25 protein-coding genes are annotated in these 26,006 nt (G+C 61.9%); 13 read left to right on the forward strand and 12 right to left on the reverse strand.

Annotated features, from left to right (window positions below):
- Positions 1-144: 144 nt before the first annotated feature.
- Genes HMPREF9697_RS05060 through HMPREF9697_RS05065 form a run of 3 tightly spaced genes read left to right on the forward strand, consistent with a single transcriptional unit; the run spans position 145 to position 892 of the window.
- Positions 145-477 (forward strand): DMT family transporter, encoded by a 333-nt coding sequence (locus HMPREF9697_RS05060; RefSeq protein ID WP_172583915.1) that lies wholly within the window; start codon positions 145-147, stop codon positions 475-477.
- A gap of 11 nt (positions 478-488) precedes the next feature.
- Positions 489-638, forward strand: a complete 150-nt coding sequence (locus HMPREF9697_RS21180) for a hypothetical protein (RefSeq protein ID WP_002716087.1) — start codon at positions 489-491, stop codon at positions 636-638.
- A gap of 14 nt (positions 639-652) precedes the next feature.
- Positions 653-892: a DUF6719 family protein gene (locus HMPREF9697_RS05065; RefSeq protein ID WP_002716088.1), complete on the forward strand. Its 240-nt coding sequence runs from the start codon at positions 653-655 to the stop codon at positions 890-892.
- Between the two features lie 7 nt (positions 893-899).
- Here HMPREF9697_RS05065 and HMPREF9697_RS05070 read toward each other — a convergent pair whose 3' ends face one another.
- Entirely contained in the window at positions 900-1,430 is a 531-nt protein-coding gene (locus HMPREF9697_RS05070; RefSeq protein ID WP_002716089.1) for a CreA family protein, read from the reverse strand.
- Between the two features lie 219 nt (positions 1,431-1,649).
- Here HMPREF9697_RS05070 and HMPREF9697_RS05075 point away from each other — a divergent pair, with 219 nt between their 5' ends.
- From HMPREF9697_RS05075 to HMPREF9697_RS05085, 3 genes are all read left to right on the forward strand, one after another.
- A complete protein-coding gene (locus tag HMPREF9697_RS05075) occupies positions 1,650-2,969 on the forward strand; it encodes a L,D-transpeptidase (RefSeq protein WP_002716090.1) in 1,320 nt (439 codons plus the stop codon).
- 99 nt (positions 2,970-3,068) lie between these two features.
- The gene (locus HMPREF9697_RS05080) at positions 3,069-4,001 is read left to right on the forward strand and encodes a polysaccharide deacetylase family protein (protein ID WP_002716091.1); all 933 of its coding nucleotides are present in this window, start codon (positions 3,069-3,071) and stop codon (positions 3,999-4,001) included.
- A gap of 10 nt (positions 4,002-4,011) precedes the next feature.
- On the forward strand, positions 4,012-4,557 hold the full coding sequence (locus HMPREF9697_RS05085; protein WP_002716092.1) for a dihydrofolate reductase family protein: 546 nt from the start codon (positions 4,012-4,014) through the stop codon (positions 4,555-4,557).
- A 7-nt stretch (positions 4,558-4,564) separates the two neighbouring features.
- Here HMPREF9697_RS05085 and HMPREF9697_RS05090 read toward each other — a convergent pair whose 3' ends face one another.
- The 3 genes from HMPREF9697_RS05090 to aspS all read right to left on the reverse strand — a co-directional run bounded on the left by HMPREF9697_RS05090 (position 4,565) and on the right by aspS (position 9,303).
- Complete coding sequence (locus HMPREF9697_RS05090) at positions 4,565-5,023, reverse strand: DoxX family protein (RefSeq protein ID WP_002716093.1); 459 nt, start codon at positions 5,021-5,023, stop codon at positions 4,565-4,567.
- A gap of 159 nt (positions 5,024-5,182) precedes the next feature.
- Positions 5,183-7,483: an NADP-dependent malic enzyme gene (locus HMPREF9697_RS05095; protein ID WP_002716094.1), complete on the reverse strand. Its 2,301-nt coding sequence runs from the start codon at positions 7,481-7,483 to the stop codon at positions 5,183-5,185.
- 47 nt (positions 7,484-7,530) lie between these two features.
- The gene (aspS, locus tag HMPREF9697_RS05100; protein WP_002716095.1) at positions 7,531-9,303 is read right to left on the reverse strand and encodes an aspartate--tRNA ligase; all 1,773 of its coding nucleotides are present in this window, start codon (positions 9,301-9,303) and stop codon (positions 7,531-7,533) included.
- Between the two features lie 596 nt (positions 9,304-9,899).
- Between aspS and rnd the strand changes: the two genes are divergently transcribed.
- Positions 9,900-11,048: a ribonuclease D gene (rnd, locus tag HMPREF9697_RS05105; RefSeq protein WP_040307814.1), complete on the forward strand. Its 1,149-nt coding sequence runs from the start codon at positions 9,900-9,902 to the stop codon at positions 11,046-11,048.
- 20 nt (positions 11,049-11,068) lie between these two features.
- Here the strand turns inward: rnd and HMPREF9697_RS05110 are convergent, their stop codons facing one another.
- The 5 genes from HMPREF9697_RS05110 to HMPREF9697_RS05130 form a co-directional block, all read right to left on the reverse strand.
- Positions 11,069-12,202, reverse strand: coding sequence for a hypothetical protein (locus HMPREF9697_RS05110; RefSeq protein WP_002716097.1), 1,134 nt, complete (start codon positions 12,200-12,202; stop codon positions 11,069-11,071).
- 147 nt (positions 12,203-12,349) lie between these two features.
- Positions 12,350-13,882 carry an exopolyphosphatase gene (gene ppx, locus HMPREF9697_RS05115; RefSeq protein WP_002716098.1) on the reverse strand — a complete coding sequence of 511 codons (1,533 nt, stop codon included), beginning with the start codon at positions 13,880-13,882 and terminating at the stop codon, positions 12,350-12,352.
- A 16-nt stretch (positions 13,883-13,898) separates the two neighbouring features.
- Positions 13,899-16,085, reverse strand: coding sequence for an RNA degradosome polyphosphate kinase (locus HMPREF9697_RS05120; RefSeq protein WP_002716099.1), 2,187 nt, complete (start codon positions 16,083-16,085; stop codon positions 13,899-13,901).
- Positions 16,086-16,256: 171 nt separating this feature from the next.
- Positions 16,257-16,946 carry a P-loop NTPase family protein gene (locus HMPREF9697_RS05125; protein ID WP_040307815.1) on the reverse strand — a complete coding sequence of 230 codons (690 nt, stop codon included), beginning with the start codon at positions 16,944-16,946 and terminating at the stop codon, positions 16,257-16,259.
- A gap of 8 nt (positions 16,947-16,954) precedes the next feature.
- Entirely contained in the window at positions 16,955-17,494 is a 540-nt protein-coding gene (locus tag HMPREF9697_RS05130) for a CDP-alcohol phosphatidyltransferase family protein (protein WP_040308139.1), read from the reverse strand.
- Between the two features lie 159 nt (positions 17,495-17,653).
- Here HMPREF9697_RS05130 and purM point away from each other — a divergent pair, with 159 nt between their 5' ends.
- From purM to HMPREF9697_RS05145, 3 genes are all read left to right on the forward strand, one after another.
- Entirely contained in the window at positions 17,654-18,724 is a 1,071-nt protein-coding gene (purM, locus tag HMPREF9697_RS05135; RefSeq protein ID WP_002716102.1) for a phosphoribosylformylglycinamidine cyclo-ligase, read from the forward strand.
- A gap of 8 nt (positions 18,725-18,732) precedes the next feature.
- Positions 18,733-19,386, forward strand: a complete 654-nt coding sequence (gene purN / locus HMPREF9697_RS05140; protein WP_002716103.1) for a phosphoribosylglycinamide formyltransferase — start codon at positions 18,733-18,735, stop codon at positions 19,384-19,386.
- A gap of 132 nt (positions 19,387-19,518) precedes the next feature.
- Positions 19,519-20,601 carry an autotransporter outer membrane beta-barrel domain-containing protein gene (locus tag HMPREF9697_RS05145; RefSeq protein WP_002716104.1) on the forward strand — a complete coding sequence of 361 codons (1,083 nt, stop codon included), beginning with the start codon at positions 19,519-19,521 and terminating at the stop codon, positions 20,599-20,601.
- On the opposite strand, the gene HMPREF9697_RS05150 is transcribed toward HMPREF9697_RS05145, so the two are convergent.
- The 3 genes from HMPREF9697_RS05150 to ndk all read right to left on the reverse strand — a co-directional run bounded on the left by HMPREF9697_RS05150 (position 20,591) and on the right by ndk (position 23,030).
- A complete protein-coding gene (locus HMPREF9697_RS05150; protein WP_002716105.1) occupies positions 20,591-21,427 on the reverse strand; it encodes a YjbE family putative metal transport protein in 837 nt (278 codons plus the stop codon). The genes HMPREF9697_RS05145 and HMPREF9697_RS05150 overlap by 11 nt on opposite strands.
- A 206-nt stretch (positions 21,428-21,633) precedes the next feature.
- Positions 21,634-22,431 carry a TerC family protein gene (locus HMPREF9697_RS05155; protein WP_051053902.1) on the reverse strand — a complete coding sequence of 266 codons (798 nt, stop codon included), beginning with the start codon at positions 22,429-22,431 and terminating at the stop codon, positions 21,634-21,636.
- Positions 22,432-22,607: 176 nt separating this feature from the next.
- A complete protein-coding gene (gene ndk / locus HMPREF9697_RS05160; RefSeq protein ID WP_002716107.1) occupies positions 22,608-23,030 on the reverse strand; it encodes a nucleoside-diphosphate kinase in 423 nt (140 codons plus the stop codon).
- Between the two features lie 289 nt (positions 23,031-23,319).
- On the opposite strand from ndk, the gene HMPREF9697_RS05165 reads away from it, so the two are divergent.
- The 3 genes from HMPREF9697_RS05165 (at position 23,320) to HMPREF9697_RS05175 (ending at position 25,998) form a co-directional block, all read left to right on the forward strand.
- Positions 23,320-23,640: a hypothetical protein gene (locus HMPREF9697_RS05165; protein WP_002716108.1), complete on the forward strand. Its 321-nt coding sequence runs from the start codon at positions 23,320-23,322 to the stop codon at positions 23,638-23,640.
- Positions 23,641-23,855: 215 nt separating this feature from the next.
- Entirely contained in the window at positions 23,856-24,074 is a 219-nt protein-coding gene (locus tag HMPREF9697_RS05170) for a hypothetical protein (RefSeq protein ID WP_244597878.1), read from the forward strand.
- A 64-nt stretch (positions 24,075-24,138) separates the two neighbouring features.
- A complete protein-coding gene (locus tag HMPREF9697_RS05175) occupies positions 24,139-25,998 on the forward strand; it encodes an ABC-F family ATP-binding cassette domain-containing protein (protein WP_002716110.1) in 1,860 nt (619 codons plus the stop codon).
- The last annotated feature ends 8 nt before the right edge of the window (positions 25,999-26,006 follow it).

Genomic DNA, 26,006 nt, shown 5'->3' on the forward strand with positions numbered 1-26,006 from the left:
CGTGCATGAGGCAACGCCATCAAGGTCACAGTCTGGTGTTCCATCACCGCTAGGTGGTTGTAAGAACGTCTAATTCACCGGTTCTCACAGCGTGCGGCGCAACATTGTACTGCTTCTAGAATCAGCGACGCATCGATACGATACATCATGACGTACCTGTATCTGATTACTGCCATCATCTTCGAGGTCATTGGAACCGCCGCGCTGCAGGCATCCGAGCAGTTTACCAGGCCGAAGCCGCTGATTCTGACCGCGCTCGGCTATATGACGGCGTTCTATTTCCTGTCACTCGTGCTTCGCACGATGCCGGTCGGCATAGCCTACGCCATCTGGTCGGGTCTTGGTGTGGTGCTGATTACCCTCGTCGGGCTGGTCTGGTTCGGCCAGCGACTGGATATTCCCGCCATCCTCGGGTTGGGCCTCATCATCGCCGGCGTTACCGTCATCAATCTGTTTTCGAAGACCGTCGCCCATTAGGAAGGAAAGATATGCCCAACCGCAACATTCTGGTGCTCATCATCGCGGTGCTGGTCGGTGGCATCGCCATCCTCGGCTACAATCTGTACGAGGCCAAGAAGGAGCCGAAGGGCCTGCAGATCAATGTCGGGCCGGATGGCCTGAAGGTGCAGAGCAAGTAGCGCGGGAGATTGCGATGCGAGCCGGACTGATCATCTCGACACTAGCATTCATGACATGGGTGGTGCCCGCCTCCGCGCAGATCGTTTCGCGCGAAAGCGACATCACGAGCATCCGGCTTGGGCAGCGTATTCTGGTCGACGACGGAAGCTGCAAGACCGGTGAGATCAAGCAGATCACCGGCACCAAGCTGACGCCGCAGGGCGTCAGCACCGTCAAGCAATGTGTTTCCCGCCGCGGCGCACGCCCCAACTAGACAGCGCTTACTTCGAAAGGAAGTCTCCGCACTTCTGAATCGTATCCGAACTGCCCCAGGGCATGATCGGCACCGACGAGGTCGAGTTGTTCGGCGAGCCTTCGATCAGCCTGTCCGAATAAACCATGTAGACGAGCACGTTGCGCTTTACGTCACAGCCACGCACGATCTGCATCTTCTTGAAAAACATCGAACGGCGCTGGCGGAACATATCCTCGCCCTGCTCGAACTTCGCCTTGATCCGGATCGGCCCGATCTGGCGGCATGACAGCGAGATGTCCGACACCTGCTCGGCCAATCCGAGCCAGCCCTTGTAACCGCCCTTCTCCGGCACCGTGAAATGACAAGCAACGCCCTCAACGTCGGGATCATCGAGACCGTACGTCGCGAGCTTGTCATCGGGGCTTAGGAATTTGAATACGGTCGAGCGGCGGAAGATCAAATCTGGCTCATCGGCCGCCTGGGCAGTCGAAACAAGGCTCAGGAACAAAGCGGCCGCACACGCGAGACCACACCAGCGGGAACTTGATTTGAACATCTTGGCCTTTCGGACTGGACACCCCCGCACGACCGCAGGGTAGCTGGATCGGAGGTAAGCTGATTTTCTCGGAAAGGAACGCCATTGTGACCCAAAATCCGGGTTTATTAATCGGATGTCAGGCTCAGCCGGGTAGCCTCCCGCCTATCCGGCCCAATCTATGAACCTGTCGGGCCATTCGAGACACTGAATTCAGGCACCAGGCAGCCAACAGCGGGAATGGGCGTGAATAACCAATTACCTCTCCTGAACACCAAACGAACCCTGCAGACACTCGGCCCGATGATCGCGATGCGGCGGATCGCGCTGGCTTCGACGATGGCGCTGGTTGCTTTGCCCTCGGCCGCGAACGCGCAATTCTTCTGGGACAATGCCGGATTCGATACCGATCAGGTTATTCAGGCGCCGATGCAGCCCGAACAGCCGCGCGTAAAGCACGTGCGCAAGGCGCAGAAGCCCGCCGTCATCAAGGAAACGACGAAGCCGAAAGGCCCGGTTTTTATCTCGATCTCGATCGAGGAGCAGCGGCTCAAGGTTTACGATTCAAATGGCCTCTACGCGGAAACGCCGATTTCTACCGGCATGCGCGGCCATTCCACGCCGATGGGCGTGTTCAGCGTGATCGGCAAGGAAAAGTTTCACCGCTCCAACATCTACAGCGGCGCCCCGATGCCCTACATGCAGCGCATCACATGGTCGGGCATCGCCCTGCATGCCGGCGTGCTGCCGGGCTATCCCGCCTCGCACGGCTGCATCCGCATGCCGACGAATTTCGCGACCCGGATGTATGGCTGGACGCGGATGGGCGCGCGCGTCGTCATCGCGCCGGGCGAATTGTCGCCGGTCGATTTCTCTCACCCGCTCCTGTTCACCCGCAGGCCCGAGGTGACTGCGTCGGTCGACAAGACAACCACCGGCAACGCCCTGCCGGACCTGAAACCGATCCTCAATCTGGAGAGCAGCCTGCAGCCGACCGGCGCGGTACCGATCCGTACGGCGGATGCGAGCGGCACCGTCCCGCTCTCAACCTCCGGGACTGCAGTCGAGCCCGCCAAGGAGCAGGAAGCCAAGTCTCAATCAGCTACACCCTCCGCAGACGCCAAGCCGGTCAAGCGCACCGGCCATATCGCCGCATTCATCAGCCGCAAGGAAGGCAAGATCTTCGTGCGGCAAAATTTCGCGCCGCTGTTCGAGGCACCGGTGACGATCGCCGATGGCGGCCCTCTCGGCACGCATGTTTTCACCGTCCGTGCGGCAAACGACGATCCCAAGGCCTTCCAGTGGTCGGTGGTATCGCTGCCGCCGCGCCAGCTTTCCGCCGCCGCTCCTCAGGCGCGCAAGCATCCGCACGGTGAACGCGCCACGGTCGAGGTGGCGTTGCCCTCACCTTCGGCGGCGCTGGACCGCATCACCATTCCCGGCGATGCCATGCAAAAAATCGCGGAAGCCGCGATGCCTGGCGATTCCCTGATCGTGTCCGATCTCGGTCTGGGCGGCGAAACCGGCCTCGGCACCGACTTCATCGTGCCGCTGCGTTAACTGCTATCCCCAGCCGCGATTTCTCGCATGGCGCAATTGCGGCTAGACCGCTAGGCTCCCCTCAGAATGCGGCCAAGGCCGCGTATCCGGGAGTGTGCCATGCGTCTTAAATCCGGCGTTGCGGCCGTAACTGCCGCGCTCTCCATGTTAGCGGTCGGCACCGCATGGTCGCAGACCGCTCCACCTCGCCGGACCGCTCCGGCTCCATCAGCAACCGCAGCGCCTCCTCCACCTTCGGCGAAACCCGCCTGCGCCAATCCCAATGCGCTCGGCGTCAGCCGTGTCGTCGCCATCGACACCACCGGCGGCCCCGGTTTCGGTTTCGAGCATTTCAAACAGCTCGATTTTCTGCGCGAAAAGGAAGTGGTGCTGACCTTCGATGACGGCCCGTGGCCGGTGAACACGCCGGCCGTCATCAAGGCGCTCGACGATGAATGCACCAAAGCGATCTTCTTTCCGATCGGCAAGCATGCGACCTGGCATCCCGAAATCCTGAAGTCGGTCGCAGCGCACGGTCACACCATCGGCTCACACACCTGGTCGCATGCCAACCTCAACAACAAGAAACTGACCGACGACCAACGCAAGGCCGAAATCGAGAAAGGCATCAGCGCCGTGAAATGGGCGCTCGGCGAACCTCCTGCACCTTTCATCCGTTTCCCTGCCCTTCAGCATCCGCCTTCGATGGTGGCCTATATGGGCGAACGCAACATCGCAATGTGGTCGTGCGACGCCGACTCCTTCGACTTCAAGGCGAGTAATCCAAAGAAGATCATCGACACCGTGATGGGCAAGCTCGACAAGCTCGGCAAGGGCATCATCCTGATGCACGATTTCCAGAAGCACACGGCTGAAGCCCTGCCGGAACTGCTCAAGCGCCTGAAGGAAGGCGGGTACAAAGTCGTGCAGGTCAAGGCCAAGACCAAGTTGCAGTCGATTGCGCAATATGACGAGGAAGTCGTAAAAGGCCTCAAGCAACCCACGGTCAATTCGCGGCCAGTGTCGAGCGTCGTCGAAACCATTTCCGAATAGCGAGTCTGTCTTGCCGATCGAAGCCTACGTCATTGTCTCCGCCGACGGCATGCTGGCGGACTCCACCGGCGTCATGCCGGACACGTTGAAATTCCCGGCGGATCAAACTTTCTTCGAGAACGCACTCGACGATGCCGACCTGATCGTCCACGGCCGCCATTCGCATGAGGAACAAAAGCGTTCGAACGAGCGGACACGGCTCATTCTGACCAACGCCATTCCTGCTCTCGCACCTGACCCCGCGCATCCGCATTCGACGCTGTGGAATCCGAAAGGCGCTACGTTCGAGGAAGCCTGCGCGGCGGCCGGCGTCGCATCATCCGCGAAGATCGCCATCATCGGCGGCCCGCACGTCTATGCCTTCTTTCTCGATCGCTACGATGCGTTCTGGCTATCGCAAGCGCATAACGTCCGTCTGCCGAACGGGCTCGGCGTGTTGCCGGGCGTACCGGCCCGAACGCCGCAGGATATCCTCGCTGCTGCGGGCCTGCATGCGGCGGAGACACGCGTTCTCGATGCGGACAAGCACGTCGACCTGACGGCTTGGCGGCGCTAAAGGGGCTTCAGATGTCCGTGTAGGACAACGGAGGCTGCTGCGCGATGAGTTCGCGCGGCCGGCCTGCGATCATCAGCAGTGCGCCGATCAGGGAGAGATTCTGAAGTGCCTCGAACAGGCTCGCCGCCCGCTCGTTGGCAGCCGCATTCCAGAAATCGTTGAAGTAGCAAATCGTGACCGCAAGAAGCAGAGCAAGCAGCACCGCAAAGACACGCGCGCCCAGATTTGTTGCAATCGCCAGCGCGCCCACGATCTCGATGACCCCGCCGAAAATGACAATCACCTGCGCGATCGGCATCCCCGTGAAAGCTTCAACCTGCGAGGTATAGTCCGTCAACTGCGCGGGGACGGCAAAGTGTGTGCTCACCGCCTGCGCCGCAGTCTGGAGATCGAGAAACTTGTTGATGCCCGAAGCCAGAAACAGGGCCGCAAACAGAATTCGTCCGATGACGTAAAGCGCCGGCATGACTGAACCCCATAGTCCGAGCGAACAGTTCAACACACGAAGTCACAACGCCGTCATACAAGATGGCCCCGAGGGCCATCCTCATCATGTCAGCCGATGCCGGGCCAGCATACCGGATGGCGCGAACAGCGCCATCCCTTGCCGCCCGCCTGCAATATCTTAAAGCAGGTTCGGCTGGTTCATGCGCTCCTGCGCCTCCACCACCGCCACGGCGGTCATGTTCAAGATGCCGCGCGCCGTTACGGACGGCGTCAGGATATGCGCAGGCTTCGCAGGACCGATCAGGATTGGCCCGACCGGCAGCGCACCGGAGAGTACCTTGATCATCTGGAAGGCGATGTTCGCCGCATCCAGGTTCGGCATGATCATGATGTTGGCCGAGCCTTCGACGCGTGAATGCGGAAGCACCAGCTTGCGGGTCACTTCCGACAGCGCGCTGTCGCCTTGCATTTCGCCATCCGCCTCGATCTCGGGATGCGAGTTCGCCAACAGTTCGGTGGCACGACGCATCTTGCGCGCCGATTCCGAGTCATGGCTGCCGAAATCGGAGTGCGACAGGAACGCGACACGCGGCTTGATGCCGAAGCGCTGCACATGCACTGCTGCAAGCGCGGCGATCTCCGCCAGTTCTTCCGCCGTGGGGTTCGGACGAATCTGCGTATCGGCGATGAAGTACGAGCCTTGATTGGTGATCAACAACGCCAGCGCCGAATAATCCGTCAGTTCGGGGCGGATGCCGATGATTTCGCGAACCCGGCGCAGATGGCTCAGATAGCGGCCATCGACGCCGCACAGCATCGCGTCCGCCTCGCCGCGCTGAACCGCCAACGCTGCGATCACGGTGGAGTTGGTGCGCACCAGCGTGCGCGCCGCGTCTGGCGTGATGCCGTGACGGCCGGCGATGTCGACGTAGCTCTGGACGTAGGAGCGATAGCGCGGATCGTCTTCCGGATTGATGAGTTCGAAATCCTCACCCGGCTTGATCGAGAATCCAGCGCGCTTCAAACGCGTCGTCACCACAGTGGGACGCCCGACGAGGATCGGACGCGCGATCTTTTCCTCGATTACGGCCTGCGCGGCGCGCAGCACGCGTTCGTCCTCGCCTTCGGCGTAGATCACGCGCATCGGCTCCTTGCGGGCCTTGGCGAACACGGGCTTCATGATGAGGCCGGAGCGGAACGCAAAGCGGCCGAGCTGCTCCGCATAGGCGTCGAAGTCGGTGATCGGCCGCGTCGCCACGCCAGACTCCATTGCCGCCTTGGCGACAGCCGGTGCGACGCGCAGAATGATGCGAGGATCGAACGCGCCCGGGATCAGCGAGCCCGGTCCAAAACCGGTGGACTCCGAACCATCGAAGCCGCGCGTCACCACATCCGACGGCGGATCACGGGCAAGCTGCGCCAGTGCATCGACCGCCGCGCGCTTCATCTCTTCGTTGATCGCGGTCGCGCCGACATCGAGCGCGCCGCGGAAGATGAAGGGGAAGCACAGGACGTTGTTGACCTGGTTCGGGAAGTCCGAACGGCCGGTGCAGATCATGGCATCGGGGCGCGCCTCGCGGGCCACATCCGGCATGATTTCCGGCGTCGGGTTTGCAAGCGCCATGATGAGCGGGCCTTCCGCCATCGTCTTCAGCATTTCCGGCGTCAGCACATTCGGGCCGGACAGACCGAGGAACACGTCCGCGCCGACAATCGACTCGCCCAGCGTGCGCTTGTCCGTCTTCTGCGCGTAGATGGACTTCCATTTGTCCATCAGCGTATTGCGGCCCTCATAGACGAGGCCGTCGATGTCGTTGACCCAGATGTTCTCGCGCTTGGCGCCCATCGAGACGAGCAGGTTGAGACAGGCGAGCGCCGCCGCGCCCGCGCCCGCGGTCACGATCTTGATGTCTTCGAGCCTCTTGCCATTCAGCACCAGCGCGTTGCGGATGGCGGCGCAGACGATGATCGCGGTGCCATGCTGATCGTCATGGAAAACCGGGATCTTCATCTTGGCCTTGAGTTGCTCCTCGATCTCGAAGCACTCGGGAGCCTTGATGTCCTCGAGATTAATGCCGCCGAAGGTCGGCTCCAATGCGGCCACCGTGTCCACGACGTGCGGGACCGTGTGCGCATCGATCTCGATGTCGAACACGTCGATGCCGGCGAACTTCTTGAACAGAACCGCCTTGCCTTCCATCACCGGCTTGGACGCCAGCGGGCCGATGTTGCCAAGGCCGAGGACCGCGGTGCCGTTGGTGACGACGGCGACGAGATTGGAGCGAATCGTGAGCGACGCCGCCTGCGCGGGATCGGCGGCGATCGTCTCGCAAGCCGCCGCAACGCCGGGCGTGTAGGCCAGAGCCAGGTCGCGCTGGTTGCCGAGTGGCTTGGTCGCCTGAATTTCAAACTTACCGGGACGCGGCAGGCGATGGTAGGCCAACGCTGCATTACGCAATTCGTCCGACGAATTTCCCATTTCTGAAGCCAATGCTTTCCGCCGATGTGGTCTCGGCGCTCCCTCGATCAGTTTTGTGGAAGGTTGAGCCTGATGTGCAGTTCGCGCAACTGTTTGGTGGTGACGTCCGACGGCGCGCCCATCAGCAAGTCTTCTGCGCGCTGGTTCATCGGGAACAGCGAGATTTCGCGCAGGTTGTTGGTGCCGCACAACAGCATGACGATACGATCCACGCCGGCGGCCATACCGCCGTGCGGGGGAGCACCATACTGGAAGGCGCGGTACATGCCGCCGAAGCGCTCGACGACGGTCTCTTCGCCATAGCCCGCGATCTCGAACGCCTTCACCATCGCCTGGGGCTTGTGGTTACGGATGCCACCCGAGGCGATCTCGTATCCGTTGCAGGCGATGTCGTACTGGAATGCCTTGATGGTGAGCGGGTCTTGCGTCTGCAAGGCTTCAAGGCCGCCCTGCGGCATCGAGAACGGATTGTGAGAGAAGTCGACTTTCTTCTCTTCCTCATTGTACTCGTACATCGGGAAGTCGACGATCCAGGCCAGCTCGAACCGGTCTTTGTCGATCAGATTCAATTCCTCGCCGAGCCTGGTGCGGGCGAGACCTGCGAACTTCCAGAACTTCTGCGGATCACCGGCAACGAAGAAGGCCGCATCGCCCTCCTTCAAACCGAGTTGCTCGCGGATCGCAGCGGTCCGTTCGGGGCCGATGTTGTTGGCGAGCGGGCCCGCGCCTTCGCCGCCCTCGCGCCACATAATGTAGCCGAGACCCGGCTGGCCCTCGCCCTGTGCCCACGAGTTCATGCGGTCGCAAAACGCGCGGCTGCCGCCTGCGGGACCGGGGATCGCCCAGACCTCATTGCCTGCCTGCTCCAGCATGCGGGCGAACACTTTGAAGCCGGAGCCGCGGAAGTGCTCCGACACGTCCTGCATGATGAGCGGATTGCGCAGGTCCGGCTTGTCGGTGCCGTATTTGCGCAAGCTTTCGGCGAACGGAATACGCGGCCAGTTCTTCGTCACCGGCTTGCCGTTGGCAAAGTCCTCGAACACGCCGGTGATGACCGGCTCCATCGCAGCAAAAACATCCTCTTGCGTGACGAAGCTCATCTCGAGATCGAGCTGATAGAATTCGCCCGGCAGGCGGTCGGCTCGCGGGTCCTCGTCGCGGAAGCAAGGCGCGATCTGAAAGTAACGATCGAAGCCCGACATCATCAGGAGCTGCTTATACTGCTGCGGCGCCTGCGGGAGCGCGTAGAACTTCCCGGCATGGATGCGGGACGGCACCAGGAAGTCGCGCGCACCTTCCGGCGAGGATGCAGTCAGGATCGGCGTCTGGAATTCGAAGAAGCCCTCCTTCTTCATCCGTGCCCGCATGGAATCAATGATTTGACCGCGGGTCATGATGTTCTGGTGGAGCTTCTCGCGGCGCAGATCGAGGAAGCGATATTTCAGCCTGACCTCTTCCGGGTATTCCAGATCGCCGAACACCGGCAGCGGCAACTCAGCGGCTTCGCCCAGCACTTCGATGTCGGCGATGAATACCTCAACGCTGCCGGTCGGCAGGTCGGGATTGTCGGTGCCCTCGGGGCGACGGCGAACCTTGCCTTCGATCTTCACCACCCACTCGGAACGCAACTTTTCCGCCTGCTTGAACGCCTTGGAATCCGGATCGATGACGCATTGCGTCATGCCGTAATGGTCGCGCAGGTCGATAAACAGCAGACCGCCGTGATCGCGGATGCGATGGCACCAGCCCGACAGGCGAACGTTGGAGTCGATGTCGCTCTCGCGGAGCGCGCCGCAGGTATGGGACCGGTAGCGATGCATGGAAATCCTGAAAAAGGCTTCTGACGGAGAATCGGAAAAGCGCGGGCGAGCCGCGTGTGGCAGGGTTTACCCGAGCCGGGTTCACCGGGCAACCGACGGATCACCGAAAGCGGGGGCAAATCGGCCTAAAAGGCCAGTAAAAACAACACAAAATATCACCACCTGAAAACCCGGCCAAGCTCCAGCCCCGAACGCCTGCCGGTACCTCGCGGGGGCAGACCGGCCCCTCCCAGCGGGCAGCGGATGCCGGAAACAGCACGCCGCCTTGGCCAGCCCGCCCCGAAGCGCCACGCGACGCCCCAGCCGAGCCGTTGCGGGGGGCACGATGTCCGGCTGGCGCCGATCGTCCTGCCGCGGCAGTTTCAGGAATGATCGTACGATGAGTTTCGAAACTTTCCGCCATCGCCTGCTGCGTGCACCGCAGAATTGAATGTGGAGACGCTGCTTGATCCCTCGCAGAACAACATCTCGACGCACATGCAACATTCACGCCCGGTTGACGAGGCCGTCTCAGATTGCTTGAAAAACAGATCAAAATTCGGCCGGCCGCCCAAACCGGGCGCGACATCCGGCCCGGGAACGTTTATGCAGCACACATGGAATTAATTACCACCACCGAGCAACTGGCCGCTGCCTGTACGCGGCTCGCCAAACATCCGTTCGTCACCGTCGACACCGAGTTTCTTCGCGAGACGACATACTACCCCCTGCTCTGCGTCGTGCAGCTCGCCAGTTCCGACGAAGGCGTGGTGGTGGACGCGCTCGCCGAGGGCATCGACCTGAAACCTTTCTTCGACCTCATGGCCGACGAGAAGGTTTTGAAGGTTTTCCATGCCGCGCGGCAGGACATCGAGATCATCTGGCATTTGGCCGGGATCGTCCCGCATCCGGTGTTCGATACGCAAATCGCCGCGATGGTGCTCGGTTATGGCGACAGCATCGCCTACGACCAACTCGTCAGCCGCATCACCGGCCACAAGATCGACAAGACCCACCGCTTCACCGATTGGTCGCGTCGCCCACTGACGAAGGAACAGAGTGCCTACGCGCTCGCCGACGTCACTCATCTGCGCGACGTCTTCATCGCGCTCGATGCCGACCTCAAGAAGCGCAAGCGAGCCGACTGGGTCAGCGAGGAGATGGAAGTCCTCACCTCACCCTCCACCTACAACGCGCCGCCAGAGCGCGCGTGGGAGCGCCTCAAGACCCGCGTACGCAAGCCGCGCGAACTGGCCGTGCTGATCGAGGTCGCCGCGTGGCGCGAACGCGAGGCGCAGACCCGCGATGTGCCGCGTTCACGCGTGCTCAAAGACGACGCCATTGGCGATATCGCCACCCATGCGCCGACGACGCTGGAAAAGCTCGCGCACCTGCGCTCGCTGCCGAAGGGCTTTGACCGCTCGCGCTGGGGGCAGGACATTGTCGAAGCGATCAGGCGCGGCGTCGACCGCGATCCCGCGACGCTGCCCAAGCTCGACAAGCCACGTGGTAACAATAATGGTGCGGCCACCGTCGAACTTTTAAAAGTGCTGCTGCGGATGACTTCCGAGAAGCATGCCGTGGCAAGCAAGGTGATCGCGACGGTGGACGATCTCGAACAGATCGCCGCAGACGACGAAGCTGATGTTGCCGCCCTGCACGGCTGGCGGCGGGAATTGTTCGGCGAATCCGCGCTCGCGCTCAAGCACGGCAAGCTTGCGCTCGCGATCGAAAAAGGCCGGGTGATCAGCGCCGAGCGCAAATAGTCCCGTATTATAGACTCGCGTTAAAGATACGACGCCAGCGTGTTCTGCACCGACTGCTGGGTCTTGTAGCTTGCCAGCACGCGGTTGGTGACGGTGTCCGAGACACCCAGCACGGTTTTCTCCTCTGCGCTCATGTTGTTGTAGGTCTGCATCAGGCCCAGCGCACCGGTCGAGCTTGAATTATTGCTGCTGTTCGCGCTCGGAAACAGCGCGTTGTACATCGACGTTCGCGTGCGCTGATTGAGTTCCTGCTTCGCCGCATAGATTTCATCGCTGGAGAAAGACGAATCCGGATTGAGCACGATGGTCGCAAGCGTCCGGTTGTCGAAATTGGTGAAATCGACGTGCTGCCCAGACTGCGCCGAATTGAACACAAGCGTGCTGCCGCTATCCCTGGCCTTGCCGATCTGATCGTCGAGCATTGCGCGGGCATTGGCCGCCACCTGCGAAGTCGTCGCATCGGAGCCGAGTTGGGTGATGCCGCTGCTCGGCGCATTGAGCAACGCCGCGACCGGATCGTTCGTATCGCCTGTATTAGGCGCCTTTCCGAAACTGGCCTTGGCCGCCGCCAGTCCGTTCGTCACGGCGAGCTTCTGCGCTTTCCACGTCGTGCTCGCCTTCTCGCCGTCGCTGGCCTGATCGAGATAATCGGACGCTGCCTGATAGAGGCTCGCATAGTCCCCGGTGTGACGGGCAACAACAACGCGGGGCGCCATCGCGTTGTTGAAACGGGCCTGTAACTCACTCGTCGCGGCGCTGCTTTCGTCCGACGTGAAAAGACCGCTGGTGTTGGAGGCTACCGCAGACAGCGTTGCACGGCTTTGCGAGCTGAGATCAACGGCAACCTTGCCATCGAGCATCGCCGACGAAATGCCGAGCGATTTATACTGGGAATCGAACCAGGCGCGCGCATTCGTAGCCAGCGTGGCTGGCGTCACATCCGCCGCGGTGTCGCCCGTTGCAGCGGCCGTATCCTGCATGCTGGCAAGATAATTCTTCGCGGCATCCGACAAGGTCACGTTCGTCGAGGCGAATGGCGACGAATCAGATGCCTGCTCATCCAGAACCTGCGCGAGGCTCGGTTGCGTCGCCGTCGCATATCCCTGCGATGCGGAGTTGAGCAGCGATGGCGAATAGGCACCGATGGTGGTCATGGCAGGCTCCGGGAAGCCGTTGTGGCTCACGGAAAGCGGTGCAGGAGTCGTGCCACGTCCACGACTGGAGATTCAGGAGAATTTCGGAGATATTGAGTGCGCACAGGTGCAGAAGCGACCGGGTCCGGCAAAATCTGCCGGTCCTTTTCAGCGCACTTCGAGCGTTCCGCTGCGCCCCACAAGCCGCGCGAGCTGCTTGAAACGGTTCGCGATGCGATCCCCGGCCAGGCTGGCCAGCCGCCGATCGAACGACAGAACGAGTTTGCGCTCCCGGGCCCTGAAATGCGTCGCGGGCAATACGCCCGGATGCGCCGCCGAAACCAGATGCCCGACGCGCAACATCTGCCCGACGACCCGCGCCCGCTCGATCATCGCCGGGGACAGAAGTACGCTTAGTCCGGTACGCGGCTGGTTCTTTTCACCAATGCCCGCATAGCGGAAATAAACCGCAAGCGCGAGGAACACGCGCTCCTCGTGGCTCGCCGCACCGAAATTGCCGTTGGCGATGACATGCAGCGTCTCGTCGCCACGATAATCGGGATGCGCGCGCCAGCCGAGATCGGACAGAAAACACGCGGCATGACGAAGCCGCCTCTCCTCTGGGCTTTCCTTGACCTTCGCGATCCTGACAAAACGGTCGGTCCAGTCGATCAGATCGTCGGCATGGCGCGGCGCACGTGAACGCAGATTGTTCATATGCCGCGCGGTCGAAAGCAGGCCGTCGTCCCGGCGGACGTGCTCGGGCAGCATCTCGAACAAAAGGCCTTCGCGGACGCCGAAGCTTGAGAACGTGATCGTCGAGGGCTGCGCCGTCAGGATGATGTATTCGAGCACGAGCGCCGCATAAGCGAGCAGCGGGCGACGGGCTTCCGTCACCGTCTCGACGTCGGCGAGCATGTTGTTCGATACAAGCTTGCGCAGGCGGCGGGCGAAATCGAGCGCGCTCGCAGCCGTCAGCGTGTAACCGTGCATCACCCGCAGCGGATAACCGCTCTGGAGAATGTGGATACGCGCGAGCGCGCGCCATGTGCCGCCGACTGCATAGAAGGTGCGTCCCTTGCCTTCCAGCAACTGCGGCACGTCGGCAAGTTTGGTGCGTACGATCCGCACAGCCTTTTTGATCGATTTTTGCGAAGAGTCCTGCAGCGCAAGCCCGCCGAGCGGCAGCGTCACACCCGCACTCACGCGATGGCCGCGTACGTCGATCAGTTCCAGCGAACCGCCGCCGAGGTCGCCGACGATGCCGTCCGGCTTGTGCACGCCCGACACCACGCCGAGCGCGGACAGCTTGGCCTCGCGACCACCCGAGAGAACTTCGATCTCGACGCCGCAGATGCGTTCCGCCTTGGCGATGAAATCCGGGCCGTTGGTTGCATCGCGACAGGCGGCAGTGGCGATGGCATAAACGCGCCCCACCTTCATCAGCTTGATGAGAGCATGAAACCGCCGCAGTGCGACCAGCGCCTTCGCAACTTCGCTTTCGCCGAGCAGGCCCGTCGTCTGCACAGCGCGCCCGAGCCCGCAGAGAACCTTCTCGTTGAAGATCGGCGCGAGGCTGCGCGTCAATTCCTCATAGACGACGAGACGCACCGAGTTCGAGCCGATGTCGATGACGCCGACCGTTTTCTCTTTCGACCTGCGATGCTTCGACAAGTGCGGCCGCAACGCGTGCGACCGCACGGCAGAGCCAGCCGTATCAGCGCTTCGAGCGGCGCGTGAGCCTGCGCGGCGATGATTCTTTGAGGGATTTTCCACGGCCGGACAGACTCGGATTCGTCATGAAGTATTTATGCACGTTGAAAGGTTCCTCACCCTTCCCGGCCTTCATACGCGTTGACGATCCATCCGGCAACAACTGCCAGCTCTGCTCATTGTCCTCCAGGTTCGCCACCATGATCTGGTCGAGAACCTGCGAATGGACGGTAGGATTCTGCAGCGGGCACAACACTTCCACACGGCGATCGAGATTGCGCGGCATCATATCGGCGGACGAAATATACACAGCCGCCTTCACGCTGGGCAGGCCGTGACCCATTCCGAAACAATAGATGCGGCCGTGTTCCAGGAAGCGACCGATGATCGACTTGACCCGGATGTTCTCCGACAACCCCGGCATACCCGGGCGCAGGCAGCAAATGCCTCGCACCACGAGGTCAATCGAAACGCCTGCCTGGGAGGCTGCATAAAGCGCATCGATAATGTCGGGATCGACCAGCGCATTCATCTTCATCCAGATCGCCGCAGGCTTGCCGTGGCGCGCGAAGTTCGCCTCCGCCTCGATATGTTCGAGAATCCGCTTGCGCAGCGTCAGCGGCGACACCGCCATCTTCTCGATATCGACAGGTTCGGCATAGCCGGTGATGAAATTGAAAACCCGCGCGGCGTCGCGCGCGATCACCGGATCGGACGTGAAGTACGACAGGTCGGTATAGATGCGCGCCGTCACGGGGTGATAGTTGCCAGTGCCGGTGTGGACATAGGTGGTGAGCCCACCGCCCTCGCGTCGCACGACGAAGGACAGTTTCGCGTGGGTCTTGAGTTCAAGGAAGCCGTAGACGACCTGCACGCCCGCGCGCTCGAGATTGCGCGCCCAGCGAATGTTGGCCTCCTCATCGAAGCGCGCCTTCAGTTCAACCAGCGCGGTGACGGACTTGCCCGCCTCCGCCGCTTCCGCGAGCGCCCGCACGATCGGTGAATCGCGCGAGGTACGATAAAGCGTCTGCTTGATCGCCACGACGTCCGGGTCGCGCGCCGCCTGCTGCAGGAACTGCACGACGATGTCGAACGACTCGTAAGGATGATGGACGATCAGATCCTTCTGCCGGATCGCCGCGAAAATATCGCCACCATGGTCACGGACGCGCTCGGGATGACGCGGCACATAGGGCGTGAATTCGAGGTCGGGCCGGTCGACGCGCGTGAGCTGCGATAGCTCGTTCATCGCCAGCACGCCGTCCACCAGCAGCACGTCGTCGTCGGGCGTGGACAGCGCGCGCTGCACGAAGGCGCGCAGGTCTTCCGGCATCGCCGCTTCCATCTCAAGGCGGATCACCGAGCCGCGGCGGCGGCGTTTCAGAGCCGTCTCGAACAGGCGGACAAGGTCCTCGGCCTCTTCCTCGATTTCGAGTTCGGAGTCGCGGATGATGCGGAACGCGCCTCGGCCGCTGACGGTGTAGCCCGGGAACAAGCGGCCAATGAACAGGCTCGTCACCTGCTCGATCGTGATCATGCGCACCACGCCATCGTCACCGGACGGCAGGCGGATGAAACGGTCGATCTTCACTGGCAGGCGGATCAGTGCGTTCATCGCCTTGCCGTCCGACTTGCGGACAAGGTGCAGCGCGATGGTGAAGCCGAGGTTGGAAAGAAACGGAAACGGATGCGCCGGATCGATCGCGAGCGGCGTCAGCAGCGGGAAGATGTGATGGAGGAAATGCTCCTCGATCCACTTGGTCTCTGATTTGGTGACATCGCGCCCTTCCACCAGCACGATTCCGGCATCCACCAATATCTTGTGCAGGTCGCGCCAGATCGCCTGCTGATCGGTGGCGAGCGTGGAGACAGTCTTGTTGATGAGGTGCAGTTGTTCCGTCGGCGTGAGGCCATCGGGGCTGCGCTCGGCGACGCCTTCCCGGATCTGCGCTTTCAGGCCCGCGACGCGGACCATGAAGAACTCGTCCAGATTGTTGGCGGAAATCGACAGAAACCGAACCCGCTCCAGTACCGGATGATCGGTATTGACCGCCTCTTCCAGCACCCGGCGATTGAAGTGAAGCCAGGACAATTCCCGGTTGATGAAACGCTCGGGGCTCTCGGCAACATCCGAACGCACAGGCTCAATCGTATTTTCGCTTTTAATTACAGATGCTTCAACCGCGTCCATGATCTAACCTGTTAAGACTCAGAGCGACTCTCGTCCATCATCGGCAAAGCACATGACCATTCAATGACAGGATCGTTCCGCCCGTCAATTGGACGCAGCAACCGGTCGATACCCTTGAAAATCAGGGTATTTGACGTTTGTCAGCGAAGACTTAAGGCGCTGGCAGCAGCTTCAAAACGGCAATGAGCCCTGCCCGCGAAACAGCGCCGACGCGAGCGCGCGGGTGACAGGACGGCGCTGCCGCAGCGCCTCCGCATCGAGCATTTCGACAGCCTGACGGGCAGCCACGAACGACCGCTCGATATGGGTGGCGAGATAGCCCACCACCCCCTCGTCGACCGTCATCTGCCGGTCGGCACAGAACTTCACCAGCAAAGCCCGCAGCAACTGATCGTCCGGGGGTTCGACGCTTACCACCGGAATGGCCCGTAACCGCGATCCCGCATCGCGCAATTCGACCTCGAACGACGCCGGCGCCGTCCGCGCCGTCATCAGCACGAACGCATTGGTCTCCCGCGCGAGATTGAGGAGATGGAAAATCGCGCGCTCATCGAAGCTGCCCGGCTCCAGATGCTCCACCACCAGCGCGCCGGTCGCGAGCGAGGCCGGAACCTCCCCCGGTGTCAGCGCATGCGCTGCGATGATCCGCGCGCCGGAGATCGACGCCCAGATCGCCGCGAGATGGCTCTTGCCGCAGCCTTCCGGCCCGACCAGCATCATCACGCGGTTCGACCAGTCCGGCCAACGCTCCACCAGCGCAAGCGCCTGCGCGTTGCTCGGCCCTTCGAGATAATCGTCGCGCGACAGACTTTCCGCATGCGGCAGTTCGAGCGCAAGTTGGCGAGGTGGCGTGCGGGCCATCGGCGTACTCACATTGCCTCCGGCGTGACATGATGAACCCAGGCGATGAAATAAAGCGCGACAGACCATAGCGTCAGCACGGTCACCGCCGCCATCAGGATCGCGTCATAGGGCGAGGCATTGAACCCGAACCCGAGCGAGGCCAGCACCAGCGCCGCGAAGCCCACCTGCGCCACCGTGTTCAGCTTCGAAGCCATCAGCGGTTTCACCGGCATCGGGTTGTCCATTATCCACGACACGATCATCGCACCCACGATCATGAAATCCCGCGAGACCACCAGAATGACGATCCAGCGCGGGATCGCTCCTGTAATCCCCAGCGCGACATAAATCGAGACCAGAAGTGCCTTGTCGGCGATCGGATCGAGCAGCGCGCCGAGTTCGGTCGTCATGTTAAAGCGCTTGGCGAGAAACCCGTCCACGGCATCGCTCAGGCCGGCCACCGCGAACAGGACGAAGGCCACCGTCATCTGCGAGGACGCGATCGCCCACACCACCAGCGGAACGAGGATGATACGGCCGAGCGTAATGAAATTGGGGATATTCAAGCCATAAATCCCGTTTGGCGGCTTCAGTTGTGCGGAGCCAGGCCAGCGGTGATGCGCTTCGGCTCCCATCCCTCTAATAATCTACCCTTGCTGCGGATGCGAGCCATTGCACGGCTTGGGAATCCGACGTAACCACCGCCCAGGTTTCGGGAAAATGGCATGAGCGACAAACAATCCAGCCTCACTTATTCGTCCTCCGGCGTGGATATCGACGCCGGTAACCGGCTGGTCGACCTCATCAAGCCGATGGTGCGCGCGACTGCCCGCTCCGGCGCTGATGCCGAGATCGGCGGCTTCGGTGGCCTCTTTGACCTCAAGGGCGCGGGTTTCCGCGACCCGGTGCTGGTCGCAGCCACCGACGGGGTCGGAACCAAGCTGAAGATCGCGATCGAGACCGGTATCCACGACGGTATCGGGATCGACCTTGTCGCCATGTCGGTCAACGACCTCGTGGTCCAGGGTGCAGAGCCCTTGTTCTTTCTGGACTATTTCGCCTGCGGCAAGCTCGACCCCAACTCAGCCGCCACCATCGTGGCAGGTATCGCAGAAGGTTGCCGGGAGTCCGGCTGCGCCCTGATCGGCGGCGAGACCGCCGAAATGCCCGGCCTCTACCAGAAGGACGATTACGATCTCGCGGGTTTTGCCGTCGGTGCGGCCGAGCGCGGCACGTTGCTGCCGCGCAAAGACATCGCAGCGGGCGATGCCCTGATTGGGTTGGCGTCCTCCGGCGTCCACTCCAACGGCTTCTCGCTGGTCCGCAAGGTGGTGGAACGCGCAGGCCTTGGCTTCAACGATCCGGCCCCATTCGCACCGGTCATGAAACTCGGCGGCGCGCTGCTCACACCCACCAAGCTCTATGTCAAATCCTGCCTGAAGGCGATCCGCGAGACCGGCGGCATCAAGGCGCTGGCCCATATCACCGGCGGCGGATTCACCGACAACATCCCGCGCGTGTTGCCGAAGGCCCTTGGCGTCCGCGTCGACCTCGCCGCCGTTCCGGTCCTGCCGGTGTTCAAATGGCTCGCCACGGAAGGCAACATCGCGGAACTCGAGATGCTGCGCACCTTCAACTGCGGCATCGGCATGGTTGTGGTGGTCGAGCGCGACAAAGCCGTCGACGTCATGAAGGTGCTGTCCGACAATGGCGAGCGGGCCGTGATGCTCGGCGAAGTCACCGAGGCCGGTCCCGAGCGTGTCGTCTATGACGGCCACCTCGACCTCGCTCCGTGACGAACACCATGACCAAGCGCCGCGTCGCCATTCTGATTTCCGGCCGGGGCTCCAACATGGCGGCCCTGATCCAGGCGGCCAATGCTCCCGACTTTCCCGCCGAGATCGTGCTGGTGATGTCGAACATTGCAGGCGCGGGCGGGCTGGAAAGTGCGCGCGCAGCCGGCATCGAGACGGCAACTATCGAGAGCAAACCATTCGGGCGTGATCGCGAGGCCTTCGAGCGCGCGATGCAGGACGAACTGCTCAAACACAAGATCGATCTTGTCTGCCTCGCGGGATTCCTGCGCCTGCTGACGCCATGGTTCGTCCAGCAATGGGACGGACGGATGATCAACATCCACCCTGCTCTGCTGCCGTCCTATCGCGGCCTTCACACCCATGAGCGCGCACTCGCGGACGGTGTGAAAATCCACGGCGCGACCGTGCATTTCGTCATCCCCGATGTCGATGCCGGGCCGATCATCGTGCAGGGCGCGGTTACTGTTCACGACAACGACACCGCGGAGACGCTCGGCGCGCGCGTGCTGCAGGTCGAGCATCGCATCTATCCGCAGGCGCTGCGGATGGTCGCGAGTGGACAGGCGTCGATTCACGGCGGGGTCTGCAAGAGCACTACCGCGACGGCCAGCGAGAAAACGCTGATTTCGCCCTCGTTCTAACGGCAGTTGCACTGTGGCGCGTCGACCACAAGCCGGGTCAATAGATTCCGGCCGATAGGCGGCGCGTTGAGGCCGTGCCCGGTTCCATGCGATCATCATTGCGATATATCGCATCCTGGTCCCGGCAGCCGCATGATCGCACCGCCCCTCGCAGCAAAACGCACCGCTTCCGCATCGACGTTGTCCCGTGCCGCCGCGATCGGCGCATTTACGGCCGCAACGTTTCCCTGCGCCGCTTACGCGCAGTTCGCGCCACCCACACCTCTCTACACGACCAGTTCGGCCGGCGCGGCGCAGCTCGATCTCGGCAGTAACTTCCTGCAACGGCTCGGGCGCGCAGCCGCGACCGGCTATGCCGCGCGCGACAACAGCGCAGGCGGCGGCGCATCGACTGATTTCGCGGCGCCCGTCTATCGAAGCTGGTTCGAGGGTTACGGCACATCCGCGCGCACCGACGCGCAACCGGGTTTTGTCGGCGACAAGCGCTCGACCGCAGGCGGGGTCGCCGGCATCGGCATGACCGTGGCGCCGGGCTTCAACCTCGGCATCGCGGTCGATCAGAGCCACACCAACGTCGACGTGCCGCTCGCCTTGCAATCGGCAAAGCTCGACCTCACCCAGCTCGGCGTCAACGGCTCTTATGTCAGTGGGCCGTGGACGGTCGCCTTCGCCGTGGTTCACGGGTTTGCGTCGATCGATGCGAAGCGCGCGACATTCAGCGGACCTGCACTTTCAAGCTATCGCGGTGCCATCGACGGCGCGCTTGGCGAGCTGAGCTACTATCAGGCACTCGGCCAAAGCCGCATCGTGCCGAAAGTCGCGATCGAATACGTCGTCGCCCGTACCAACGCCTTCAGCGAAACCGGCGGCTTCGAGCCGGTGAGCGTCGCGGAGTCCAACGCGCAACGCGCACGCTTTATGCTCGGCGCTGAAGCGGGCCATTACTGGATTGTCGGAAGTCAGATCATCGACGTGTCGGGCTACGGCAAATTCGTCGACAACTTCTCGCAGTCGATGCCGCCGTATCTCGTCAGCCTCGGCGCCAACAGCATCCTCATGCAGGGCGTTCGTGAAAGCCAGTATGGCGCAGACGCCGGCGCCGGCCTGTCATGGAGCATGAACAGGACGGCGCGGCTTTATGCCAATTACGACGGAAAATTCCGCGACGGCTTCCACTCCCACCAGGGCACGGTGGGCCTCGAGTTTAAGTGGTAGCAGCCTCCGCCGGCACGCCGTGCTCTTTCATCGCACGGCTGCGCCACATCGATCCAACGACCAGAACGATCGCGACACCGAGAAGACCAAGGACGAGCTCGCCAAGGTTAGTGGCGGCCTGCATATGGCTCGGCAGACTGAAAATCGTAGAGGTCGGATCGATATTGAGGGAGATCTGACCGTCGAGCACGCGCTGGAGGAACGGGTGCACGCCCGGATCCGTTGCGATAACTTCGCCAGCCACCCAGCCGAGTAGCGCCGCACCAAGCCAGACGAGCGCAGGAACGCGATCGAGCAGCGCCATGATCAGCGCCGCGCCGGCGATGATCATTGGAATGCTGATCAGAAGGCCTAGCACCAGAAGGACCACGCTGCCGTTCGCAGCAGCAGCCACCGCGATCACGTTGTCGAGGCTCATGATGATGTCGGCAACGGCGACGATCTTGACGGCGGCCCACAGATGCTGTGCCGCCTGCACGTTGTCCTCGTCAGCCTTCTCAGGCACCAGCAGCTTTGCCGCGATCACGAGGAGCGCAATGCCGCCGACAAGCTTGAGATAAGGCAGCGCCAGCAGCGACGCGACGATGAAGGTGAAGATGATGCGCAGGAAGACCGCGACGCCCGCGCCGAGGACCATGCCCCACATGCGCTGACGCGGTTCCAGGCTGCGGCAGGCCAGCGCAATGACAAGCGCGTTGTCGCCGGAGAGCAGGATGTTGATCCAGATAATCTTGGTCAGCGCGACCCAGAACTGCGGATGCTGTAGTTCCGAATAAAAGCTGTTGAAGAAATTGCCGATCGTCGCCGTATCAAAAATATCCAACATCGTCTCTTAACTTCGCCTCCCCGTGCGTACCACCCCTCGGTACCGCAAATGGTGAGTCTTGTCTGGGAGGCGATTTGTCGCAAACTTTTGTGACGATTTGTCGCAAAGCCGGGCTGGTCAGCCCGGCTTTGAACATAATGCAGCAATCAAACTAAGCGTCGAGGATTTGAGGAACTACCGCTCTCCGATCGGAAGCGGCACGCCGCTCAGATCGTCGCAGGCGCTCCTTCGGTCTGCGCTTCCGAAGCCATCTCCTGCAGCTTGCGACGACGCCAGATCGTGCCAAGCGTGAGCACGACGATCACACCGAGACCCGCGAAGATCAGTTCATCGACCTCGCCATCAAAGCGCAGGTGCTCGACGAAGCCGAACAGCGGCGACGTCGTATCGATGTTGAGGCTGATGTCGCCGTTGAGCATCGCGTGCAGACGCGGCGCGACCGCCGGATCTGTTGCGATCACCGCTCCACCGATCCAGCCGAGCAAAACCGCACCGAGCCAGACGAGAATCGGCAGACGATCAAGGATGGCCATGATGAGGGCCGCGCCGGCGATAATCATCGGAATGCTGACGGCAAGACCGACGATCAGCAGTGCAAGCTGACCATTCGCAGCGGCGGCCACCGCGATGACGTTGTCGAGACTCATGATGATGTCGGCGATCACGACGATGCGCACGGCGTGCCAGAGGTTGGCGCCCTCCGCGACATGCCCCTCGCCGTCATCCGGAACCAGAAGCTTGGCCGCGATTATGACAAGCGCCAGTCCGCCCACCAGCTTGAGGAACGGAAGCGTCATCAACTGCGCGACGATGCCGGTGAACAGGATGAGCAGAACGACCGCGATACCCGCGCCGATCACCATGCCCAGACGGCGTTCCTTCGGCGGCAAGCCACGGCAAGCCAGGGCGATAACGAGCGCGTTGTCGCCTGACAGCAGGATGTTGATCCAGATGATCTTGCTCAGGCCGACCCAGAACTGAGGTTGGACAACCTCAGTCTTCATCTGGGCAAGCGTATCGACAATAGAAAACGCGCCGACTGCTTGAATTATGCTCACCGTGCTTCCCCCAACTGGTTATTATGCCGCAGGCTATTTTGCCGCAGGTGGCATATTCGATACCAGTATTTTCGTAGGGGCGCACCGTACCGCGTCAAATTGACGCGTGATAACTCCGATTCTTAGCCGACGATTTCGTTGCCGGAGAAAAACTGAGCAATCTCAATGGCTGCTGTCTCCGCAGCATCCGATCCGTGGACCGAGTTTTCGCCGATCGACTTGGCATGGACCTTGCGGATCGTGCCGTCAGCCGCCTTCGACGGATCAGTCGCGCCCATGACGTCGCGGTATTTGGCGATGGCGCCCTCGCCTTCCAGAACCTGCACCACGACCGGGCCGGAGGTCATGAAATCGACGAGCTCGCCGAAGAATGGGCGGGCCTTGTGGACGGCATAGAACGTTTCGGCCTGGGCGCGGGTCATGAGAATCCGCTTCTGGGCAATGATGCGCAGACCGGCCTTTTCGATGATGGCGTTCACGGCGCCCGTCAGGTTGCGCTCGGTCGCGTCGGGCTTGATGATCGAAAACGTACGCTCGGTCGCCATGAGACTTAATCCTTGATGGATGGAATGGAAATTGTGCGGGGCTTATAGCGGCGCCCCTGCAACGCGGCAAGCATCGGTATCGTAGGACCAGAGCCTTTCCGATGAGCGGGATTCCAACCTTAACATTACGCCGATTTCATCAAAATGAACCCATTCTGAAGGGGCTATCCGCACGCCATTCACGTTGAGTGACATAGAGTTTTGACTGACCTGAAGGTGCGTTCCCCGCGTCAGAGCATCAAGACTTCAGTGACGCGCGGCATCCGCGCCATGGCAAGGAGAAACGATCATGTTACGCAAATTCGGCCTCGGACTGGTTGCCGCTTCTGCACTCATCATCGGCATGGCCGGTATGGCATCCGAAGCATCCGCGCGCGGTGGACATGGCGGCGGCGGACATGGTGGTGGTGGCCACTGGCATGGCGGTGGCGGAGGCCATTGGCATGGCGGTGGCGGCTGGCACGGTGGCGGCTGGGGTTATCGCGGATGGGGCGGCCCGCGCTTCTATGGCGGCCCCTATTATTACGGCGGTTATGGCGGCTGCTACGTCCGTCGCCTCGTTCCCACTCCGTGGGGTCCACGCTGGCGGCTTATCAATCGCTGCTATTAACAAACGCAACTGATTTTCGAAAAAGCCCGGCTTTGCCGGGCTTTTTTGTGCGCCCGTGCCCGAGAGGCCTGGGTTCCTTTCGATTCGTTCCCTCCAAATTGATTCAATATTTACCGAATACTCACCATCACTTTCGAACGCCTGAAACATTTCTTGGCTCTCACCATTGGTGAGATACGATCAATTTGAATGAAATGGTGGCGATGGTGAGCGTCATGGCAAACCTTTCGGCAAGACCTTCTCCTCATGGGAGCGTCGAAATCGATCACCGCACCAGCCTCGCGGTTTGCGAAGGCATCGGCGAGCGGTTGCGCGATCAGATGAAGCCGGCCGCGACGCTGCCCCACCATCTTCAGGAGCTCATGAACCGCTTCCGGGAGGTCGAGGATGCCCCCTCGATCATCCCTGATGCGGGCATGGCTCGGCAGCGCTAGCCCTTTCTCGTTTTCTGCCTTCTGACGGCTTGCGCTCGCATCTCATTCCGGGGAGAACCCCGGCATGCTTTCCATCTACGACATCTCGATCCGCATCGCCGGACGTGTGCTCATTGAAGACAGTACGGTGCAGATCGTGCCGGGCGCGCGCGTCGGCTTCGTCGGCCGCAACGGCGTCGGCAAATCCACCCTGTTCCGCGCAATTCGCGGCGACCTCGCGCTGGAAAGCGGGTCGATTTCGATCCCGCCGCGCTGGCGGATCGGCAGCCTCGCGCAGGAAGCGCCCGACGGCCCCGAAAGCCTGATCAACGTGGTGTTGAAAGCTGACGTCGAACGCCACGCCTTGTTGGAGGAAGCCGAGACCGCGCTGGATCCGGCACGCATCGCCGACATCCAGACCCGCCTCGTCGATATCGACGCCCATTCCGCGCCCGCCCGTGCGGCGGCGATCCTGAGCGGCCTCGGCTTTTCCGCAGCCGATCAGCTGCGCCCCTGTCAGGAATTTTCCGGCGGTTGGCGGATGCGCGTTGCGCTCGCGGCCACGCTGTTCGCCGCGCCCGACCTGCTGCTGCTCGACGAGCCGACCAACTATCTCGATCTCGAAGGCACGCTCTGGCTCGAGGATCATCTCGCGCACTATCCGCGCACGGTCATCGTCATCAGCCACGACCGCGATCTGCTCGACACCTCCGTCGATCAGATCCTGCATCTCGATCACGGCAGGCTCACGCTCTACAAAGGCAGCTATTCATCGTTCGAGGAGCAACGCGCCACGCGCGAGATGCTCGACGCCAAGCACGCCAAGCGGCAGGCCGACGAACGCAAGCGCCTGCAGGATTTCGTCGACCGCTTCAAGGCGAAGGCCTCGAAAGCGAAACAGGCGCAGTCGCGCGTCAAGATGCTGGAGCGGATGAAGCCTGTCACTGCGCTGGTGACGCAGGATGTGCGCGAGATCAAGTTTCCCGAACCGGAGAAGCTGTTGTCGCCGCCGATCATCGCGGTCGACGATGTCAGCGTCGGCTACGAGCCCAGCAAGCCGGTCCTGCGGCGCGTCACGTTACGCATCGACAATGACGACCGTATTGCCCTGCTCGGCGCCAACGGCAACGGCAAATCCACGCTGGTGAAACTGCTCGCGGGCAAGCTGCCGCCGTTCTCTGGCGAGATCGTCAGCGCCGCCAATCTCTCGGTCGGCTATTTTGCCCAGCACCAGACCGATGAACTTGATCTCGAAGGCTCGCCCTACGACCATCTGCGGCGGCTAATGCCGGATGCGACGGAGACGAAGGTGCGCGCCCGCGTCGGCGCGATCGGCTTTTCCGGCAAGGCCGGCGACACCACGGTGAGGAACCTCTCCGGTGGAGAGAAGGCGCGCCTGCTGCTCGGACTTGCGACCTTCGCCGCGCCGAACATGATCATCCTCGACGAGCCGACCAACCATCTCGACATCGACAGCCGCGCGGCGCTCGCGGAGGCAATCAACGAATTTCCCGGTGCGATCATCATGGTCTCCCATGATCGGTATCTGATCGAGGCCTGCGCCGATCAATTGTGGGTGGTCGCGGACCGCACCGTGAAACCCTATGACGGCGATCTCGACGAATATCGCCGTTCCGTCCTCAGCGCGCGCGACACCAGCGCTCCGGCGCAGCCCCGCATCTCCCGCGAGACCGAGAAGCCGGCACGGAACAGAGTGGAAAAGAATTCCCTGAGACAGAAAATCGCGGGCGCGGAAGCCGAAATCGAACGCATCGGCGGCATCATCGCCAAGATCGACGCGGCGCTCGCGTTGCCCGACATCTTCCAGCGCGATCCGAAACAGGCCACTCAACTCACCAAGGCGCGCGCGGCTGCCGAAGCCGCGCTCCAGAAAGCCGAGGAAGAATGGCTCGAGGCCAGCGCTTCCTTTGAAAGCGCTGACTGATTCACGCG

It is taken from the genome of Afipia felis ATCC 53690, from assembly GCF_000314735.2.
Taxonomy (GTDB): Bacteria; Pseudomonadota; Alphaproteobacteria; order Rhizobiales; family Xanthobacteraceae; genus Afipia; species Afipia felis.

Excerpts from the sequence above, each read along its gene's own strand:
- HMPREF9697_RS21180 (WP_002716087.1), top strand. The coding sequence starts at position 489 with ATGCCCAACCGCAACATTCTGGTGCTCATCATCGCGGTGCTGGTCGGT.
- HMPREF9697_RS05065 (WP_002716088.1), top strand. The coding sequence starts at position 653 with ATGCGAGCCGGACTGATCATCTCGACACTAGCATTCATGACATGGGTG.
- HMPREF9697_RS05070 (WP_002716089.1), bottom strand. The coding sequence starts at position 1,430 with ATGTTCAAATCAAGTTCCCGCTGGTGTGGTCTCGCGTGTGCGGCCGCT.
- HMPREF9697_RS05075 (WP_002716090.1), top strand. The coding sequence starts at position 1,650 with ATGGGCGTGAATAACCAATTACCTCTCCTGAACACCAAACGAACCCTG.
- HMPREF9697_RS05080 (WP_002716091.1), top strand. The coding sequence starts at position 3,069 with ATGCGTCTTAAATCCGGCGTTGCGGCCGTAACTGCCGCGCTCTCCATG.
- HMPREF9697_RS05090 (WP_002716093.1), bottom strand. The coding sequence starts at position 5,023 with ATGCCGGCGCTTTACGTCATCGGACGAATTCTGTTTGCGGCCCTGTTT.
- HMPREF9697_RS05095 (WP_002716094.1), bottom strand. The coding sequence starts at position 7,483 with ATGGGAAATTCGTCGGACGAATTGCGTAATGCAGCGTTGGCCTACCAT.
- aspS (WP_002716095.1), bottom strand. The coding sequence starts at position 9,303 with ATGCATCGCTACCGGTCCCATACCTGCGGCGCGCTCCGCGAGAGCGAC.
- rnd (WP_040307814.1), top strand. The coding sequence starts at position 9,900 with ATGGAATTAATTACCACCACCGAGCAACTGGCCGCTGCCTGTACGCGG.
- HMPREF9697_RS05110 (WP_002716097.1), bottom strand. The coding sequence starts at position 12,202 with ATGACCACCATCGGTGCCTATTCGCCATCGCTGCTCAACTCCGCATCG.
- HMPREF9697_RS05120 (WP_002716099.1), bottom strand. The coding sequence starts at position 16,085 with ATGGACGCGGTTGAAGCATCTGTAATTAAAAGCGAAAATACGATTGAG.
- HMPREF9697_RS05125 (WP_040307815.1), bottom strand. The coding sequence starts at position 16,946 with ATGGCCCGCACGCCACCTCGCCAACTTGCGCTCGAACTGCCGCATGCG.
- purM (WP_002716102.1), top strand. The coding sequence starts at position 17,654 with ATGAGCGACAAACAATCCAGCCTCACTTATTCGTCCTCCGGCGTGGAT.
- purN (WP_002716103.1), top strand. The coding sequence starts at position 18,733 with ATGACCAAGCGCCGCGTCGCCATTCTGATTTCCGGCCGGGGCTCCAAC.
- HMPREF9697_RS05145 (WP_002716104.1), top strand. The coding sequence starts at position 19,519 with ATGATCGCACCGCCCCTCGCAGCAAAACGCACCGCTTCCGCATCGACG.
- HMPREF9697_RS05150 (WP_002716105.1), bottom strand. The coding sequence starts at position 21,427 with ATGTTGGATATTTTTGATACGGCGACGATCGGCAATTTCTTCAACAGC.
- HMPREF9697_RS05155 (WP_051053902.1), bottom strand. The coding sequence starts at position 22,431 with ATGAAGACTGAGGTTGTCCAACCTCAGTTCTGGGTCGGCCTGAGCAAG.
- ndk (WP_002716107.1), bottom strand. The coding sequence starts at position 23,030 with ATGGCGACCGAGCGTACGTTTTCGATCATCAAGCCCGACGCGACCGAG.
- HMPREF9697_RS05165 (WP_002716108.1), top strand. The coding sequence starts at position 23,320 with ATGTTACGCAAATTCGGCCTCGGACTGGTTGCCGCTTCTGCACTCATC.
- HMPREF9697_RS05170 (WP_244597878.1), top strand. The coding sequence starts at position 23,856 with ATGGCAAACCTTTCGGCAAGACCTTCTCCTCATGGGAGCGTCGAAATC.
- HMPREF9697_RS05175 (WP_002716110.1), top strand. The coding sequence starts at position 24,139 with ATGCTTTCCATCTACGACATCTCGATCCGCATCGCCGGACGTGTGCTC.